The 17,375-nt window shown below is 61.5% G+C and carries 22 protein-coding genes; 7 read left to right on the forward strand and 15 right to left on the reverse strand.

Annotated features, from left to right (window positions below):
* Window positions 1–39 precede the first annotated feature (39 nt).
* Genes ACW9IB_RS00675 through ACW9IB_RS00685 form a run of 3 tightly spaced genes read right to left on the reverse strand, consistent with a single transcriptional unit; the run spans window position 40 to window position 2,186 of the window.
* Window positions 40–513, reverse strand: coding sequence for an arsenate reductase ArsC (locus ACW9IB_RS00675; RefSeq protein WP_457411807.1), 474 nt, complete (start codon window positions 511–513; stop codon window positions 40–42).
* A gap of 13 nt (window positions 514–526) precedes the next feature.
* Entirely contained in the window at window positions 527–1,810 is a 1,284-nt protein-coding gene (locus tag ACW9IB_RS00680; RefSeq protein WP_457411808.1) for an arsenic transporter, read from the reverse strand.
* A 19-nt stretch (window positions 1,811–1,829) separates the two neighbouring features.
* Complete coding sequence (locus tag ACW9IB_RS00685; protein ID WP_457364394.1) at window positions 1,830–2,186, reverse strand: metalloregulator ArsR/SmtB family transcription factor; 357 nt, start codon at window positions 2,184–2,186, stop codon at window positions 1,830–1,832.
* A gap of 174 nt (window positions 2,187–2,360) precedes the next feature.
* Between ACW9IB_RS00685 and ACW9IB_RS00690 the strand changes: the two genes are divergently transcribed.
* The 4 genes from ACW9IB_RS00690 to ACW9IB_RS00705 all read left to right on the forward strand — a co-directional run bounded on the left by ACW9IB_RS00690 (window position 2,361) and on the right by ACW9IB_RS00705 (window position 4,189).
* Complete coding sequence (locus tag ACW9IB_RS00690) at window positions 2,361–2,576, forward strand: hypothetical protein (protein WP_078742613.1); 216 nt, start codon at window positions 2,361–2,363, stop codon at window positions 2,574–2,576.
* Window positions 2,577–2,647: 71 nt separating this feature from the next.
* The gene (locus ACW9IB_RS00695) at window positions 2,648–3,343 is read left to right on the forward strand and encodes an AzlC family ABC transporter permease (RefSeq protein ID WP_457364395.1); all 696 of its coding nucleotides are present in this window, start codon (window positions 2,648–2,650) and stop codon (window positions 3,341–3,343) included.
* Window positions 3,340–3,651 (forward strand): AzlD domain-containing protein, encoded by a 312-nt coding sequence (locus ACW9IB_RS00700; protein WP_457411809.1) that lies wholly within the window; start codon window positions 3,340–3,342, stop codon window positions 3,649–3,651. Before ACW9IB_RS00695 ends, ACW9IB_RS00700 begins: the two co-directional genes overlap by 4 nt.
* 184 nt (window positions 3,652–3,835) lie before the next feature.
* Window positions 3,836–4,189 carry a hypothetical protein gene (locus ACW9IB_RS00705; protein ID WP_457411811.1) on the forward strand — a complete coding sequence of 118 codons (354 nt, stop codon included), beginning with the start codon at window positions 3,836–3,838 and terminating at the stop codon, window positions 4,187–4,189.
* 146 nt (window positions 4,190–4,335) lie between these two features.
* Here the strand turns inward: ACW9IB_RS00705 and ACW9IB_RS00710 are convergent, their stop codons facing one another.
* The 8 genes from ACW9IB_RS00710 to ACW9IB_RS00745 form a co-directional block, all read right to left on the reverse strand.
* On the reverse strand, window positions 4,336–5,040 hold the full coding sequence (locus tag ACW9IB_RS00710) for a YoaK family protein (RefSeq protein WP_457411813.1): 705 nt from the start codon (window positions 5,038–5,040) through the stop codon (window positions 4,336–4,338).
* A gap of 68 nt (window positions 5,041–5,108) precedes the next feature.
* Window positions 5,109–6,731: an ABC-F family ATP-binding cassette domain-containing protein gene (locus tag ACW9IB_RS00715; RefSeq protein WP_457411814.1), complete on the reverse strand. Its 1,623-nt coding sequence runs from the start codon at window positions 6,729–6,731 to the stop codon at window positions 5,109–5,111.
* A gap of 125 nt (window positions 6,732–6,856) precedes the next feature.
* Entirely contained in the window at window positions 6,857–7,894 is a 1,038-nt protein-coding gene (locus ACW9IB_RS00720) for a DNA topoisomerase IB (protein WP_457411815.1), read from the reverse strand.
* A gap of 75 nt (window positions 7,895–7,969) precedes the next feature.
* Window positions 7,970–9,049, reverse strand: coding sequence for a molybdenum ABC transporter ATP-binding protein (gene modC, locus ACW9IB_RS00725; RefSeq protein ID WP_457411817.1), 1,080 nt, complete (start codon window positions 9,047–9,049; stop codon window positions 7,970–7,972).
* Between the two features lie 5 nt (window positions 9,050–9,054).
* Window positions 9,055–9,735, reverse strand: coding sequence for a molybdate ABC transporter permease subunit (modB, locus tag ACW9IB_RS00730; RefSeq protein ID WP_457411818.1), 681 nt, complete (start codon window positions 9,733–9,735; stop codon window positions 9,055–9,057).
* Window positions 9,736–10,503 (reverse strand): molybdate ABC transporter substrate-binding protein, encoded by a 768-nt coding sequence (gene modA, locus ACW9IB_RS00735; protein WP_457411820.1) that lies wholly within the window; start codon window positions 10,501–10,503, stop codon window positions 9,736–9,738.
* Between the two features lie 118 nt (window positions 10,504–10,621).
* Window positions 10,622–11,680, reverse strand: coding sequence for an NAD(P)H-dependent flavin oxidoreductase (locus ACW9IB_RS00740; protein WP_457411821.1), 1,059 nt, complete (start codon window positions 11,678–11,680; stop codon window positions 10,622–10,624).
* Between the two features lie 109 nt (window positions 11,681–11,789).
* A complete protein-coding gene (locus ACW9IB_RS00745) occupies window positions 11,790–12,668 on the reverse strand; it encodes an alpha/beta fold hydrolase (RefSeq protein ID WP_457411822.1) in 879 nt (292 codons plus the stop codon).
* A 196-nt stretch (window positions 12,669–12,864) separates the two neighbouring features.
* Between ACW9IB_RS00745 and acuI the strand changes: the two genes are divergently transcribed.
* Window positions 12,865–13,848 carry an acrylyl-CoA reductase (NADPH) gene (gene acuI / locus ACW9IB_RS00750; RefSeq protein ID WP_457411823.1) on the forward strand — a complete coding sequence of 328 codons (984 nt, stop codon included), beginning with the start codon at window positions 12,865–12,867 and terminating at the stop codon, window positions 13,846–13,848.
* A 67-nt stretch (window positions 13,849–13,915) separates the two neighbouring features.
* A complete protein-coding gene (locus tag ACW9IB_RS00755; RefSeq protein WP_457411825.1) occupies window positions 13,916–14,488 on the forward strand; it encodes a CGNR zinc finger domain-containing protein in 573 nt (190 codons plus the stop codon).
* On the opposite strand, the gene ada is transcribed toward ACW9IB_RS00755, so the two are convergent.
* The 4 genes from ada to ACW9IB_RS00775 all read right to left on the reverse strand — a co-directional run bounded on the left by ada (window position 14,485) and on the right by ACW9IB_RS00775 (window position 16,778).
* On the reverse strand, window positions 14,485–15,531 hold the full coding sequence (gene ada, locus ACW9IB_RS00760; protein ID WP_457411827.1) for a bifunctional DNA-binding transcriptional regulator/O6-methylguanine-DNA methyltransferase Ada: 1,047 nt from the start codon (window positions 15,529–15,531) through the stop codon (window positions 14,485–14,487). The two genes, ACW9IB_RS00755 and ada, sit on opposite strands and share 4 nt — an antisense overlap.
* 75 nt (window positions 15,532–15,606) lie before the next feature.
* A complete protein-coding gene (alkB, locus tag ACW9IB_RS00765; protein ID WP_457364409.1) occupies window positions 15,607–16,272 on the reverse strand; it encodes a DNA oxidative demethylase AlkB in 666 nt (221 codons plus the stop codon).
* Window positions 16,273–16,276: 4 nt separating this feature from the next.
* Complete coding sequence (locus ACW9IB_RS00770) at window positions 16,277–16,444, reverse strand: hypothetical protein (RefSeq protein ID WP_457364410.1); 168 nt, start codon at window positions 16,442–16,444, stop codon at window positions 16,277–16,279.
* A 31-nt stretch (window positions 16,445–16,475) separates the two neighbouring features.
* Complete coding sequence (locus tag ACW9IB_RS00775; protein ID WP_457364411.1) at window positions 16,476–16,778, reverse strand: DUF1883 domain-containing protein; 303 nt, start codon at window positions 16,776–16,778, stop codon at window positions 16,476–16,478.
* Between the two features lie 210 nt (window positions 16,779–16,988).
* Between ACW9IB_RS00775 and ACW9IB_RS00780 the strand changes: the two genes are divergently transcribed.
* Window positions 16,989–17,339 carry a hypothetical protein gene (locus ACW9IB_RS00780; protein ID WP_457364412.1) on the forward strand — a complete coding sequence of 117 codons (351 nt, stop codon included), beginning with the start codon at window positions 16,989–16,991 and terminating at the stop codon, window positions 17,337–17,339.
* Window positions 17,340–17,375: the final 36 nt, after the last annotated feature.

Consider the following 17,375-nt stretch of genomic DNA (forward strand, 5'->3'; position numbering starts at 1 on the left):
ATGGGTTATATAACTTCAAATACCTGATCGGGTGCGCTTTCAAGACAACTGCGCAATACGTTCGAGTTCCACCTTCAACGCGTCAGCACTCAAGCCGCCGAAGGGCAGGGCCAGGAATGCGCGACAACGGGCGGTGATGATGTCCAGTGTGGCGTTGAACGCGGCCTGGGTGCTTGCCTCGTCGCCGTGTATGTCGGATGGATCTTCAAGGCCCCAATGCGCCTTCAACGCAGGCCCGAAGTACACGGGGCAGGCTTCACCCGCCGCTTTGTCACACACGGTAATCACGATGTCCGGCGGGCTGCCTTCGAAGGCTTCGTTGCCCTTGCTGTACAAACCTTCGGTATTGATACCCGCCGCCTGTAAGGTGCTGAGGCTGCGCGGCAGCACTTGGCCCTTGGGGAAGCTGCCGGAGCTGATCGCTTCGAAGCCGGGTGGTGCGAGGTGGTTGAACACGGCTTCGGACAAGATGCTGCGACAGCTGTTGGCGGTACACATGAACAGGACTTTCATGACGTCTTCTCCGTTAGAAGCTTAAGCGCAAGGCGAGGGCGGCGAGGGTGATCAGCAAAACGGGCAGGGTCAGCACAATGCCAACCTTGAAGTAGTAGCCCCAAGTGATGGTGATGCCCTTGCGCGCCAGGATATGCAGCCACAGCAAGGTGGCGAGGCTGCCGATGGGGGTGATTTTTGGCCCCAGGTCGCTGCCGATCACGTTGGCGTAGATCATTGCGTCCTTGACCACGCCCACGGCGTGGCTGGATTCGATGGACAGTGCGCCGATCAGCACCGTTGGCAGGTTGTTCATCGCTGAGGACAGCAGGGCCGTCAGCACCCCCGTGCCCAGGGCGGCACCCCACACGCCATAAGTGGCGAAGGTGTCCAGCCAGGTCGCCAGGTAGGTGGTGAGGCCGGCGTTGCGCAAGCCGTAGACCACCAGGTACATGCCCAGAGAGAAGATCACGATCTGCCAGGGGGCTTCTTTCAGTACTTTGCGCGTGGAGATGGTGTGGCCCTTGGCGGCGATCACCAACAACAGCACGGCGCACACGGAGGAGATTGCGCTGATGGGAATGCCCAACGGTTCCAGGGCGAAGCAGCCGACCAGCAGGATGCCCAGTACCCACCAGCCTGCGCGAAAGGTCCCACGGTCGTGGATGGCATGGGCAGGTTCTTCAAGGTTGGCCGGGTCATAGGCCTTCGGAATGTCACGGCGGAAGAACCACAGCAGCACCGCCAACGTCGCCGCGACACTCACCAGGTTGACCGGCACCATCACGGCTGCGTATTCGTTGAAACCGATCTTGAAGTAGTCCGCCGAGACGATGTTCACCAGGTTCGATACCACCAGCGGCAGGCTCGCCGTGTCGGCGATAAACCCTGCGCCCATCACGAACGCCAGTGTGGCCGCCGGGGAAAAGCGCAGGGCCAGCAGCATCGACATCACGATGGGGGTGAGGATCAACGCCGCGCCGTCATTGGCGAACAGCGCCGAGACCAGCGCACCCAGCAGCACCATATAGGCGAACAATCGCCGCCCGCGCCCACGTCCCCAGCGCGCCACATGCAGGGCAGTCCACGCGAAGAAACCGGCTTCGTCCAACAGCAGACTGATGATGATCAACGCTACAAATGTGGCAGTGGCATTCCAGATGATGTGCCACACCACCGGGATGTCCGCCAGGCTGATGACCCCGCAAGCCAGGGCCAGAATGGCACCCAGCGTGGCACTCCAACCCACGCCCAATCCCTTGGGCTGCCAGATGACCAATACGATGGTGAAGATGAAAATGGCAATCGCGACAAGCATGTAGAAAGGCTCCGATGGCTCAGCAGCAGGTACTGGTCCGTTGTGGTCTGTCGCCCATTGCACTCAGGCGCTGTGCGTCGTTGTGCAACCATGGCTGGTTGGCTTGCAGGGTGGTGTGCAGCACGGCGAATACCCAGTCGGGCAGCGCCGGATTGATGCGGTAATAGATCCATTGGCCTTGGCGACGGTCGACCAATAACCCGCAACTGCGCAATTGCGCCAGGTGCCGGGAAATTTTTGGCTGGCTGTCATCCAAGGCATGGATCAGTTCGCATACGCAAAGTTCGCCTTCGCGCAGGATCAAGAGCGTCAGGCGGGCACGGGTGGCATCGGCCAGGCATTTGAACAGCGTGGGTACAGAGAGGGAGTCAGGCATGGTTGGGGTTCCATATTTGATAATTCGAATATACGGATATCCATATGTATTGGTCAAACTCTGTTTCAATTGACCTGAATCAACGGCTTGGGAGCTCATCACAAGTCTTTGAAATTAAAATGAAACACGCCTGTCCTAAAGTGCCTGCCCATTGCTGATGAAGGAAGACCCCGCGTGACCCGTGCCACTCGCAATCTGCGCAAGACCCTCGATTCCGTCGCGGACAACAACGAAACCGCGGCATTCGACCTGATGCGCGCCGTCGAAAAACTCGGCGATGAAGTGCTGCGTCAGCGGCTGCTCAACACCATTCACCGGCTCAACCAGGACGCCTACGAATTGCGCGAAGCGAGGGACTCGGTGGAGCAGGTGTCGGTCAAGCTGGCCTGAGCAAGATCGTTCAAGACAGCACCCGTGTTGCGCTGGCATGCTTGTCGACTGTCTGTCGATGAGCCGTTTCCATGTCTACCGCCTTGCCTCATTACGCGTTCGCCCGTGGCGCAATCGCTGTCATCCCCTTGTCGTTGGCGTGCGCGCCGTGGGGGCTGCTGGCCGGCTCCATGGCCATCGACGCGCAGTTCACACCGCTACAGGCCCAGGGGTTGTCCGCCATCGTGTTTGCCGGCGCGGCGCAGCTGGTTGCGATTGGGATGGTCAAGAGTGGCGCCAGCCTGATTTCGATTCTGTTGACCACCTTGCTGCTGACCTCCCAGCATTTGCTGTACGGCATGCATTTGCGCCCGATTTTGTCGCCGCTCAAGACCCGTTGGCGCATGAGCCTGGGCTTTTTGCTGACTGACGAGTTCTTCGCCCTGGTCAGCCACCATGACCGCGAGACCTTCAATCGCTGGTACGCCCTGGGCGTGGGCCTGACGTTTTACATCGCCTGGAACCTGTTCACCCTGGCCGGCATCGTGCTGGGCAAAAGTATCCCGGGCCTCGATCAACTGGGCCTGGAGTTTTCCATCGCAGCGACCTTTATCGCCTTGATCACCCCGGTGGTACGCGACGTGCCGACCGTAGTGTGCGTGGCCGTGTCGCTGCTGTTTTCGGTGTGGCTGAGTTTCCTGCATTGGGAATCGGCGGTGGTGGTGTCCGGCGTGCTGGGTATGAGCGCAGGCTTTGCCTGCAAGCGATTGGGAGTGGGACAGCGATGATCTACGTGATGATTGTGGCCATGGGCCTGGCGGTGTTCCTTAACCGCTACCTGTTTATCGAGCCGCGCCTGCCGGTGCGACTCAATCGCGGCGCGCGGGAGTTTCTCGGGTTTGCTGTGCCGGGCATGCTCACGGCGATCTGCGGACCGATCATTTTTCTCGCCGACCATCACCTCAACCTCAGCCCGACCAATCCCTACCTGCTGGCAGGTATCAGCGCGGTGGCGTTGATGTTCTGGACCCGCAACGTGCTGATCACCGTGTTGCTCAGCATGGCGCTGTTCTACCTGTTCCGCTGGTGGTTCTGAACGCCGGACGAAAAAAAGCCCGCGGGAGAGCGGGCCGAAGGGAGACTTCTAAAAATGAGCGTGGCCACTATAGAGGCCACGTCATCCCTTCACAGTGAAACTAAATTCATCCAGCCAGCGTGTGCGCCAGCCTGTGCGGTACGCACAAATGGTAGAGTCGCGTTTTTTTCAAGGAAGCGATGGCATGCACAAGCTGGTAATGGGCGCATTGGTAGTGGCCACACTGGCCGGTTGCGCGAGCTCGAAGATGAAAGAAGCGCGCGCCGGCACCCCCTACAAGACCCTGGCTTCGGACAAGGCCACGCTGGTGATCGCCGAATGCATCCAGTTCGGCTGGCAGGATGAGTCTGTATTCGGCGTGGACGCCGGTGGTTTCAAGGAGCCGATCGGCGCCGGTGGTTTTACCGTCTACACCACGGCGGGTGACTACTTCGTCGATGTGCAAAGCGCCGGCGCAGGCTCGACGGTCAAATATTACGCCAGTGAAGATACGTTGCCGGCCAAGCGCCGCCTGGCAGCCCTGGCGACGTGTTTGTAATCCGTTGCCTTAGTGCTTTCAGGAAATGCCCGGCAGGACATCCTCCGGACATTCGCTTATGATTCACCTCGCTCGCCCGGCATGATGGCTCTTTACCAGTACACGGATGTCGAGGCTGGACAGTCGGGCGGGCATCCTTCCTCGCATCACCGTGGCATATACCCCAGGTGCCAGCGTCGCGGAATATTCAGCGACACCAGCCCCAGCAAAGCTGCAAGCACAGCACTGGCCAGCAAGGCCCCGAGCCCCCAATGCCGCTCCAGCAGCGCCCCGAGTACCGCACCGGCAAACATGCCCGCCCAAGGCACCAGTTGCACCCGCCAACCGTTGCGCCGTTCGCCCAGCATCCATCGGCCCAGACCACGGCCAAACCGTGACAGCGCACCGGTCACGTAGGTGAGGCCCACGGGCAAACCATTGACCTCTTCCACCGCCGCATTGAGCATGCCCATGGCAATGATCGCCGACAGCAGGGCGGCCAATGAGTTGGCCTGGGGCAGCAGCGCACCGGCACAGAGCAGGGCGGCGATGCAGAGCAGCAAGGGCAAGGCATGCCGTCGACCGAGGCGGCTCACGATCACACCCAAGGCATTGCCGACCACGAAGGTTGCCACCAGTAACAACAGATGCAGGCTCAGGCCAGGGTCGCCGGTACTGATCGCCACGGCGAGGCGTGTGGTATTGCCGCTCATGAAGGACACAAAATCGCCGCTGGCCATGAACCCGATGGCGTCCGTCATGCCCGCCAGTACCGACAGGCTGGCCACCAGCATCAGGCCAATGCGCCCGCGCCATCGTTGTCGATGGGCGAGCGCTGCGTTGGCGTAAGGCTGGCGGGGTGAAGGCAGCATGGGATCGGTTCCTCGGTGAGATCATCCGGCCATTACCGTAGGCCGCTTCGCGCACCGGTGCAATGCCCTCAGACACTCGCCAATTGCCAGCCCCTGGGTTGCCAGACCAGGCAGTGGGTGGGCTTGATTGCTTGAATGAACGCCTCGTCGTGAGAGACCACCAGCATTGCACCGGTAAAGCCTTGCAAAGCCTGTTCAAAGGCAATCACCGATTCAAGGTCCAGGTGGTTGGTCGGCTCGTCCAGCAACAGCAGTTGCGCCGGGGTCTCGCGCCACAAGGCAATTGCCATGGCCGCCTTCAAGCGTTCACCACCGCTGAGTTGGCCGGCCGGTTGCGTCACGCGCAGAGCATCCAGCTGCAGCAGGGCCAGGCGGGTGCGCAGTTCGGCTTCAGCCAGTGGCGTGTCGAGCAGGTTGAGCTGTTCGACGATGGAGCGCCGGTCATCCAACAGGGTGAGGTGCTGGTCGATATAGGCCGTGGGCACCTGCACGCGGCATGCTCCGCTCAGCGCTTGCAACTCGCCGGCCAGTAGCTTGAGGAGGGTGGATTTGCCGCAACCGTTCGGCCCGCGCACGGCAACGCGCACCGGGCCGGTCAACTGGACGTTGAGGGGGATGGCCGGCAGCCAGGGCAGTTGCACGTCCTCAAGCGTCAGCACTTGCCGGCCATTGGGCACCACTGACGCGGGCAGCGCCAGCAGGGTGGGCAATTGATCCTGAACGCGTTCATAAGCCTGGCGCACCTGGGCATCCAGCGTGTGCTTGTGTTGCCGGTGGGCGCTGCGCACCGCGCTGACGATTTCGGTGGCGGCGCCTTTCCAGCGGGCCTGGGTAAAACGGTCGACATTGGCGGTTTCGGCGTGTTTGCGCGAGCGGGCCGCGTTGCGTTGCAGGGTGTCGTGGTCCTTTTGCAGCCGTCGGCGTTCGCGGCTGCGTTCCAGACGCGCGTGTTCCAGCGCGGCTACGGCAGCGTGCTGTTCCGTGTCGCACTGTTGACGATAGGCGTCGTAATTGCCGCCGTACAGCCGCACGCCAAGGGGCGACAGTTCGATGATACGTTGCAGGGTATTCAACAGCTGCCGATCATGACTGACCACCACCAGGCCACCGCGCCATTCCTTCAGTACTTGAAATAACCAGGCGCGCCCGGCGCTGTCCAGATGGTTGCTGGGTTCGTCCAGCACCAGCAAACGAGGGCTCGCCAGTTGCGCGCCGATCAACGCCACCCGCGCCAGTTGGCCGCCGCTCAGGGTGTCGGCGGCGTGATCAAACGCCAGACTGTTCAGGCCTGCTGCGTCCAGTGCACTGCGCAGGCGTTCGGCCAGGTCCCAGCGCTCGTCGATCAGCTCGATATCGTCCACACAGGCCGTGCCCTGTGCCATCCGCGCCAGCGCGGCCAGTATTGGTGCAGCACCGGCGACATCGGCGACCGTGTCGCCCGGCGCGATCCGCACGTTCTGGGGGACATACGCCACGCTGTGCGTGCCATCCCGCTTGCCGGCAGATGCGGCCAGACGCCCGGCAATGATTTTGGCCAGGATACTTTTGCCCCGACCATTGCGGCCCACGATGCCGGTAGGGGTGTGATCGATGGACAGCGAAAGATCGTCCAACAAGGCTTCGCCATCGGCGAAGTGGAACGACACATGTTGCAGGGAAACGAGTACGGGCAGCCGGTTGACGTCAGTCATCAGCACCTCCAGAACAATGTTCGACAGGTCAACAAGCGCGCCAGGCGGCCCGTTGCAGAGACATGTTGGAAGGCTTAGTTGTTCACGTCAGCGGTCATCCCAGGAGAGCAGAAGGGAGACAGAGCCTAACGCGCCTTGGCTTTCTTCGGCAAGCCCTCGGCCAGCTGTTCAAGGAACATCGCCAGTGCCACTTCTTCGGCCTTGAGCCCCTTGCGTACCCGTGGCTTGGGTAGCCGGGACAATTGCCCCAGGCTGAAATGCTCCAGCACGGCGGGATGGATGTAGCATTTGCGGCACACCGCCGGTGTATTGCCCAGTTGCTTGGCCACGCTTTTGACCGTAGCCACCACATGCCGCTTGGCGTCGGACTCAGGCTGCCATTCCAATTCGCGCAGCACGGCAAGGGCCAAGGCCGTGCCGGCCCAGGTGCGATAGTCTTTGGCGGTGAAGTCTGCGCCGGTAAGGCTGTGCAAGTAGGCGTTGACGTCATGGGAACTGACGGTGTGCCGTTCGCCGTGCTCATCCAGGTACTGGAACAGATTCTGCCCGGGGAGTTCGAGACAGCGTCTGACCACCGTGGCCAGGCGCCGGTCCTTGACGCTGACCTGGTGCTCTACGCCGCTCTTGCCGCGAAACTGGAACTTGATCTCACTCCCCTTGATGCCCACGTGACGACTGCGCAGTGTCGTCAGCCCGTAGGACTTGTTGTCCCGCGCGTACTGCGGGTTGCCGACGCGGATCAGTGTGGCATCCAGCAGCAGGACCACCGTAGCCAGCACTTTTTCCCGGGTAAAGCCAGGCAATGCGACCTGGGCTTCGAGTTGCTTGCGCAAGGCGGGCAGTGCCTTGCCGAAGGCTTGCAGGCGTGCGTATTTGTCGGAGTCGCGTACCTCGCGCCAGCGCGCATGGTAGCGATACTGCTTGCGCCCGCGCGCGTCGCGCCCGGTAGCCTGCAGATGGCCACGTGGGTCGGCGCAGATCCACACATCGGTGTAGGCGGGTGGCACCGCCAGGGCATTCAAGCGCTCGATTTCAGCCGCATCAGTGATGCGCGTGCCCTGGGTATCGATGTACTGAAAAGCCCCGCGCACGGTTTTGCGGCGGATGCCCGGTTGGGTGTCGTCAACGTAATGCAGGTCGGCGGGCAGCGCAGAGTCGGACATGGTGCGGGTTCCTTGGCAGCTCATCAGGCCGGTATGTCTGATTGACCGCACGGGCGTGCGGTCGTGCCAAAAGGTTTACGCCAACACCGCCACCGCCTTGATTTGTGCCCACAGTGTCTGGCCGGGCTGGAGTTGCAACTGATCGCGGGAAAAACGCGTGATGCGGGCAAGCAGGGGCGTGCCGCCGGCGTCGAGGCGCACCAGTACGTGGGCGTTGTTTTCGGCGGTCAGTTCCTGCACCACGGTGACCGGCAGGCGATTGAGGATGCTGCTGTGTTCTTCGGCCTGGCGGCTGAGGCTGACGTCCCGTGCCTGCACCTTGAACCGCAACGACTTGCCGATGGCCAGGGGTGCATGGGCCACGCGCATCTGCAGCGCGCTGGCGGGCAGTTGCAGGGTGAGTAGCTGGTAATGCGCATCGTAGGCACTGACCGTGCCATTGATCACTACGCCTGCATCGTCCCCCAGTGCCATGGGCAGGTCGAGTCGCGCCAACGTCTCGCCGATGGGGCCGCTGGCCAGGGCCTTGCCGTCGCTGAGCAGCACGATGTGATCGGCCAGGCGCGCCACTTCATCCTGGGCATGGCTCACGTAGAGCACCGGAATATCCAACTCGTCATGCAGGCGTTCCAGATAAGGCAGGATTTCGCCTTTGCGCTGGCTGTCGAGGGCGGCCAAAGGCTCGTCCATCAGCAACAGGCGTGGACTGGTCAGCAAGGCGCGGGCGATGCCGATGCGTTGACGCTCACCGCCGGACAAATGTTGCGGATGGCGTTCGAGCAAGTGAGCGATGCCCAGCAGTTCGGTGGCGTGGGCCATGTCCACGCGGCGCAGGGCAGGAGCGATACGCTTGAGGCCGAACTCCAGGTTGGCGCGCACCGACAAGTGTGGAAACAGGCTGGCCTCCTGGAACACGTAACCCAGCGCGCGCTTGTGCGGGGGCACGAATCGTCCGCTGCGGCTGTCTTGCCACACCTCGTCGTTGATCTGGACGACTCCGTTCCCGGCGCGCTCCAGGCCGGCGATGCAGCGCAGGCAGGTGGTCTTGCCTGAGCCGGAATGCCCGTACAACGCCGTCACGCCGCGGCCGGGCAGGTGCAGGTCCACGTTCAGGGCAAAACCGGAATAGCTCAGTTGCAGGCGTACATCGATCATTGCAGTCAGCTCCAGCCCATCTTGGTTTTACGGCTGGAGTAGAGCGCCAGCAACACGAGGAATGCGAACACCACCATGGACCCCGCCAGCCAATGGGCCTGGGCATACTCCATGGCTTCGACATGGTCGTAGATCTGCACCGAGACGACGCGGGTCTTGTCCGGGATGTTGCCGCCGATCATCAGCACCACGCCGAATTCGCCGACGGTGTGGGCAAACCCCAGGATGGCCGCGGTGACGAAGCCCGGACGGGCCAGGGGCAGGACCACGGTGAAGAACGTGTCCCAGGGATTGGCACGCAAGGTGGCGGCCACTTCCAAGGGGCGTGTACCGATTGCGGAGAAGGCGTTTTGCAACGGCTGCACCACAAAGGGCATGGAATAGATCACCGAGCCGATCACCAGCCCGGCGAAGCTGAAGGTGAGGGTGCCCAGGCCCAGCCATTGGGTGAATTGGCCGAAATAGCCATTGGGCCCCATGGTCAACAGCAGGTAAAAGCCGATGACCGTCGGCGGCAGCACCAACGGCAAGGCGACGACGGCACCGATGGGGCCGCGCCACCAGGAGCGGGTGCGCGACAGCCACAGGGCAATCGGAGTGCCGATGACCAGCAAGATGACGGTGGTTAACGACGCCAGTTTGAGGGTCAACCAGATAGCGGAAAAATCGGCACTCGATAGCGGCATTTAGAGCTCGTAACCGTAGGACTTGATAACAGCGGCGGCTTTCGGCCCTTTGAGGTAGTCAACCAGTGCCTTGGCTGCGGCGCTGTCTTTGCCTTTGTTGAGGATCACCGCGTCCTGTTTGATCGGATCATGCAGGGCGGCCGGGACGATCCACGCGGAACCGCTGCTGACTTTGCCGTCTTTGTAGATCTGCGACAAGGCCACGAAGCCCAGCTCGGCGTTGCCGGTGGACACGAACTGATAGGCCTGGGTGATGTTCTGGCCTTCGACGAGCTTGTCCTTGACCTGGTCGGTCAAGCCTTCCTTGGCCAGTACCTGGGTGGCGGCCAGACCGTAGGGTGCGGCTTTGGGGTTGGCGATGGACAGGTGTTTGAACTCGTTTTTCTTCAGGACCTCGCCTTTGGCGTCCACGTAGCCTTCTTTGGCCGACCACAGCGCCAGGGTGCCCACGGCGTAGGTGAAGCGCGAACCCTTGACGGTATCGCCTTCGGTTTCAAGTTTGAGCGGGGTGGTGTCGTCGGCGCTCAGGAAAACTTCAAACGGCGCGCCGTTCTTGATCTGGGTGTAGAACTGGCCAGTGGCGCCGTAGGCTGCGACCAGTTTGTGGCCGGTGTCCTTTTCGAAGTCGGCGGCGATGGCCTGAATCGGCGCGGTGAAGTTGGCAGCCACGGCTACCTGCACTTCATCGGCCTGGGCGGAACTCAGGGCGAATACGGCAATCAGGGAGGCCAGGGCGGTCGGTGCCAGGCGTGAGGTGCGAATCATCATGAAGCAGCTCCTTAGGGGTGTATGGCTTGTTATAGAGAGAAGGCTCAACCGCTATGTATGGGAATATATAGCGGTTGGCCATTGCCGGTACAGTGCTAAGTTGCTGGCGATGCGGGTTCTACTTGAGCCTGGCCAGTGCTTGCTCGGCCAGTTGGCGTGTCAGTTCATAAGTTGTGGTGTCTTTGCCCAGGCGCAGCGCCTGGCCGGACCACAGGTTGCTGAAACCGGCTTCATCCTTGGCCTTGAGCGGCATCAAGGCGCCACCGGCGGTGGGAAACGCCGGCGCGGCGGGGTTGATCGCCCCCAATTCGCGCATCACACGGTTGACGATGCCCCGCGCCGGGCGCCCGGTGAACAGGTTGGTCAGCGCGGTTTCACTGGCCTGAGCATGACGCAGCGCATGGTGGTGGGATGGGGTGACGTTGGCCTCAGGCGTAAACAGATACGCGGTGCCAATCTGAACCGCCGAGGCCCCCAGGGCGAATGCCGCCACGATGCCGCGCGCATCACCAATGCCACCGGCGGCAATCACCGGCACATTGACCGCGTCGACGACCTGCGGCAGCAGGGCGAACAGGCCGATCTGGGTGTTGAGGTCGTCACTGAGAAACATCCCGCGGTGCCCGCCCGCTTCGCTGCCCATGGCGATGATCGCATCGCAGCCTTTCTGCTCCAGCCAAATCGCTTCTTCCACGGTGGTGGCCGAGGACAGCACCTTGGCACCGGTGGCTTTCACCCGGTCCAGCAACGACTGTTCCGGCAGGCCGAAATGGAAACTGACCACCTCGGGGCGAAACGCTTCGATCACTTGGCAGGCGGCGTCGTTGAACGGCGCCCGGTTGGAAACGGGTGTGGGCGCATCAAAGTCGGCGCCCAGCTCACGGTAATAGGGTTCCAGCAGTGCTTTCCAGCGTCGATCACGGTCTTCGTCCGCCGCCGGTGGTTGATGACAGAAGAAGTTGACGTTGACCGGGCGTGAGCTGGCCTGGCGGATGGCGGTCAGGGCTTCACGCAGTTGCTCCAGGCTCAGCGCGGCTGTCGGCAGCGAACCGAGGGCGCCAGCGCTGCTGGCGGCAATGACCATGGCGGTGGTGGTGCCGACCGCCATGGGGGCCTGGATGATGGGCACGTCAATGCCCAGCAGGTCGAGAATGCGGGTGTCTGGCCAGGTGCTCATGGGATGTTTCTCCAGCGTTAGTCAGGCTTTTCGCTGTTGTAACAGTGCCACAGGCACCCGGCCAGTCTGTTTTATTCACTGGACGACAGGCGCATTTCGTGAGTGGTCATCAGTCGATGGCCTGTCCCAATACCTCATGAATACGCTGGGCGATGTGGGCGGCGTGGGTTTCCAGCGCAAAGTGGCCGGTATCCAGCAGTTCCACGACGGCATTGGCGTTGTCGTTTTTGTAGGCATGAGCCCCGGGCGGAATGAAAAACGGATCGTTCTGGCCCCAGATGATCAGCGCCGGTACCTGGCTAGCCTTGAAGAACGCCTGGAAGGCCGGGTAGAGCGTCAGGTTGTTGCGGTAGTCGAGGAACAGGTCCAGCTGGATCTCGTCATTGCCGGGTCGCTGCATCAACAGCACATCGAGCATGTAGGACTCGGGGGCCACCTTTTCCGGTTGGTCGACCCCGTGCAAGTACTGATAGCGCGTGCCTTCCAGGCTGATCACGGCGTTGCGGATCACCTCGCGGTTAGCCTGGCTTGGATCGGCCCAATAGGTGCGAATGGGTGCCCAGGCATCGCCCAGACCTTCCAGATAAGCGTTGCCGTTCTGCGAAACCAGCGCACTGACCCGTTCCGGGTGCGCCACTGCCAGACGCAGGCCCACCGGTGCGCCGTAATCGAAGACGTACAAGGCATAGCGGCTGAGTTGCAAGGCATCGACAAAATGGCCAATGGTGACCGCCAGGTTATCGAAACTGTAGTGATAGTTGCGTTCCGCGGGCACTTCGCTGAAGCCGAAGCCCGGCAAGTCTGGCGCAATCACCCGGAAGCGCGTGGCCAGCAACGGGATCAGATTCCGGTACATATGGGATGAGCTGGGAAAACCGTGCAGCAGCAAGATGAGCGGCGCGGTTGGATCGCCGGCTTCCCGATAAAACACGCGTACGCCATCGGCATCCACATGCTGGTAACGAACGGTGGTGGTTTGATCCGACATCTCGAACACCTCTTGTAACTTGTTAAATTGATTTGATGGGTTACTTGTCGAGGCGAGACTGCCCTGAAAAATGTAACCTGTCAAATTAATTTATAGGGTTACTTGATGCCTGCGGCTTTAGTCGAACGACAGAAAAAAACATTGCGCAAACGGGGATATCTGCGTTTTGTTTCAGCACCCCAACGAGGAGTTCGTCATGTTCAACGGCATTTTGATTGAGAAGGATCAGGACGGTTATAGGGCCAGGGTGCAGTCCATCAGCGACGACCAATTGCCTGACGGTGATGTCACGGTGCGAGTGGCCTACAGCACGCTGAACTTCAAGGATGGCCTGGCGATTACCGGATCCAGCCCGGTGGTGCGTGCATTTCCCATGGTGCCGGGCATCGACCTGGCGGGTACTGTCGAACACAGTTCGCACCCGGACTACACCGCCGGCGATCAGGTGGTACTCAATGGTTGGGGCGTCGGCGAAAGCCACTGGGGCGGCCTGGCACAGAAGGCGCGACTGGACGGTAACTGGCTGATCCCCCTGCCCAAGGCATTCACTGCGGCCCAGGCGATGGCCATTGGCACCGCCGGGTATACGGCGATGCTCTGCATCCTGGCGCTGGAAAAAAATGGCGTGACGCCTGAGCAGGGCGAAATACTGGTCACCGGCGCCAACGGTGGCGTCGGCAGTTTTGCGATCGCCTTGCTGGCGCGCCTGGGCTACCGCGTCGTGGCGTCCACCGGGCGCACCTCCGAGCATGCGTACCTGGAGCAACTGGGCGCGAGTGAAATCATCGACCGCACCACGTTGTCGGCCCCGGGCAAGCCCTTGGCGAAAGAGCGCTGGGCCGCGGTGATCGACTCGGTTGGCAGCCACACCCTGGCCAACGCCTGCTCGGCCACCAAGGCCAATGGCACCGTGGCGGCCTGCGGGTTGGCCCAGGGCATGGACTTTCCGGCGTCGGTGGCGCCGTTCATCCTGCGCGGCGTGACCCTGGCCGGCATCAACAGCGTGACCCAGCCCAAGGCCCAGCGGATCCTGGCTTGGGAGCGCCTGGGCAAGGACCTGGATTTATCCTTGTTGCAACTGATCACGCAGGAAATCAGCTTGAGCGAAGCATTGGAGGCGGCGCCCGCGTTGCTGGCCGGTCAATTGCGCGGGAGGGTGGTGGTAGATGTGAATCGCTGAAACAGGTAACTGTTCAAGTTGCTTTAAAGGGGTTACCATGGCGGCGTTTTCACGGGAACGAACCGCCATGACCCCAACCTTGGAACCCTACGTACTTGCCGACGATCCGGTACTCGATATGCTCAACACCCGAGCGAATGTCGAGGGTGCGCCTTTCGAGTTCTGGCAGAGCGACGCGGATGTGGAGCGTTGGCTGGTACGTCTGGGCTGGGCCGAGGAGGGCGCGGTGCCGGCGTTCGAGACCGGGGCTTTGCTGGCCGTTGCCAAAGGGTTGCGGGAAGTGATCCGCACCTTGCTGGAGCAGCGCAAGGCTGGCGAGCAGGGTGATCCTGCGGCGCTCAACACGTTCCTGCGCAAGGCCGTCAGCCATCCGCAACTGGCCTGGCCTGCGCCCGGTGAACTGCGTCTGGATCGCCAGCGCAAGCAACAAACCCCCGAGCAATTTCTGTCGCCGATCGCTGAAGCAGCGGCGAGCCTGCTGGTTGCCGGCGACTTCAACCTGATCCGTACCTGCGAGCACCCCGAGTGCGTGCTGTGGTTCTACGACCGCACCAAAGGCCACAAGCGGCGCTGGTGCAGTATGGCGCTGTGCGGCAACCGCCATAAGGTCGCCGAGTTTCGTCGGCGCAAGCAGCTTTAAAGGTCGTTTTCCCGCGCCAGCAACTGACGCTTGCGCTCCACCCCCCAGCGGTAGCCTGAGAGGTCACCGTTGCTGCGCACCACTCGATGGCAGGGGATCGCCACCGCCAGGCTGTTGGCCCCGCATGCCTGGGCTACGGCACGGAAAGACTTCGGCGCGCCGATACGCTCGGCGATCTGTGCGTAGCTGGCGGTGCTGCCCACCGGGATATCACGCAATGCTTGCCATACCCGCTCCTGAAATGCCGTGCCACGCATATCCAGTGGCAGGTTCAAACCTAGCGCCGGGGCTTCGATAAAACCGACGACCTGGGCGACCAACTGTTCGAAGTCGGGATCGGCGCCCAACAGGTTGGCATTGGGAAATTGGTCCTGCAGGTCATGCACCAGCGTTTCTGGATCATCCCCGAGCAGGATTGCGCAGACGCCGCGATGACTCTGCGCCACCAGAATCGCCCCCAATGAACATTCACCGACCGCAAACCAGATGTCCCGATTCGCGCCGCCGGCCTTGTAGTCGCCGGGCTTCATGCCCAGCACCTGGTCGGCTGACTCGTAGAAGCGGCTGTTGGAATTGAAACCGGCGTCGTACAGCGCTTGCGTGACGGACTGCTTGCCTTTCAAGCCATCACGCACTTTGCGCGAGCGATGGGCACGGGCGTAACCCTTGGGGGTCAGCCCGGTGACCGATCTGAAGATCCTGTGAAAGTGGAAGGCGCTCAAGCCTGCCTCGGACGCGAGCCTCTCAAGACTGGGGGCTGTCTCGGCGTGTTCGATCCGACGACAGGCGCTGGCCACCAACTGTGCATGGTGAGCTGCCAGCTGGGAACGGTTGCCGGACGCACGTTTGTTCGGGCGATAACCGGCAGCTTCGGCCTGTTCGGGGGTGTCGAAGAATTCGACGTTTTCAGGGCGTGGCCGGCGTGCGCTGCTGCTGGCGTGGCAATACACCCCGGTGGTTTTCACGCCGTACACAAACAACGTATCGGCGTTTGGGTCGCGGGCCAGGATGGCGGCCCAGCGAGGATCTTGTTCAGTGTTCATGGCCTGCACTCTGGACGGGTCATGGGCAGATTAGCCGCGCAGGGCGCTGGGGACACTCCGAAGCTTGCGGTCAAATTATCCCGCCGTGCGAAAGGTCAGGTTGATGCGTTGCGGGCCCATGACGGCATGCACGCCGTCCTTGACGGGCATCACCCCATGGAAGCGCAGGCGATCGACGCCGCCCCAGACCACCACATCGCCGTGGAACAGCGAGATCTTCTGTGTCTTGTCGCCGCGCGCATGACCGCCAAACAGGAACACCGCCGGCAGCCCCAGCGACACCGAGACCACCGGCGCGCTGTAGTCGCGCTCATTCCGGTCCTGATGCAAGGACATCTTCGCCCCCGGCACATAGCGGTTGATCAGACAGGCATCGGGCGCAAAGCCGATAAATCCCGCTTCTGTGGCAGCCAGCACCGCCAATTGGCGCAGGGTATCGGGCAGGGCGGGCCAGGGGTGTCCGCTGCGCGGGTCCGTCGGAGTGTAGCGGTAGCCGGAAGCGTCAGTGGTCCAGCCCAGCGCACCGCAACTGCTCAAGGCGGCTGACATGCGGTGGCCACCCGGTGTGGTCATCTGACGGAAGGGTGATTGCGCCAGGACCTGGCGCAATGCCGGGAGCAAACGTTCGATCCAGGGCAGGGCGTAGCCCCTGAGCACGCTGGACTGCTCGCCTATTGGCTCGCGCCCGGCGGGTTGTTGCAGGGCGTCATCGGCGAACAGGTCGGCAGTGGGCCCGGGCATGGGATTAGAGCGCCTTGCTCACATTGATATCGGTGATTTCATCGCTGGCATCGTGAATTTTTGCCAGCGCTTGCCTGGCTTCCTCCACGCTGTTGCTCTGCAACTGGGCGAATTCAAAACGGCGTTCACCGTTGAGTTTGTACTTGATGACGTATTTGGTTGTGGGAGTCACGACGTGTTCCTGTAGGTGTGCGTTAGTCGGTTCAGCTCAGCTTGGAGGTGGTGCGACGCACGATACGAATCTTGTGGGCCAGGGCAGGCTTGCGGGTGACGCTGATGGCCCGGCGGGTGACCACGTCCAGCGTGATGTTCCAGAAGCCGGTGCTGGGAGCGGTGATCTTGGCGGGGAACTTGTCAAAAGCGCCGCCGTGATAGGTGTGGCGGCCACCGTTCTTGAAGCTGCGAAAATTCGCATCGCTCATCAGACGGATATTACAAGTCTGCGAGCATTCAATGACGACAATGTCTCCCTCGTTAAGGTGCTCGCGCTGATGGATGAATTTCATGGGTGTCTCCAGAAGGGCTTTTTCTGAAAAATCAGAATGATACGTAGGTTAAGATGGAGTTTATCAGCCCCTGCGCGTTAATTATCGGGCGCTTGTCGACGACATCGACAATTTAAAACAGTTATTTACCCTGTTATCAGGGATAAATCCTACTTGGGCGGGAGAAAATTACCATCCCCGCGGTCGTAGGGTCTTTATCGGAGGTTTTATATGAAGTGGCGTGTGTTGGTTCTGGCCTTGGCGTTGGGTGGATGTGCTTCGGTTGCAGATATCAAGCAGACCCCGCCAACGTTGTCGGTCATTTCCGGAAAGAAACCTCAGGAATATGCCGCGTGCGTGGTGCAGAAACTCTCGGCTACACGCCGTGCGCCGCAGATCGAACCGCATAAGGATGGTGTTCGGGTGATTGTGCCGCAGAAATTTTCAGCCGATCCATCGGCTATTTTCGTGATTGAAGAGCGCTCCAGCGGCAGCAGCATCAAGCTCTACGAGAGCATGGCCAATCTGCCCATCCGCCCCGGTGACGTTAAAAAGGCCGGTGAAGAGTGCATTTCCGGCTGAGTCCGTCACGTGCCTCGGTCATGAACCCTGACTGGC

This window comes from Pseudomonas sp. SDO524_S393, assembly GCF_054071875.1.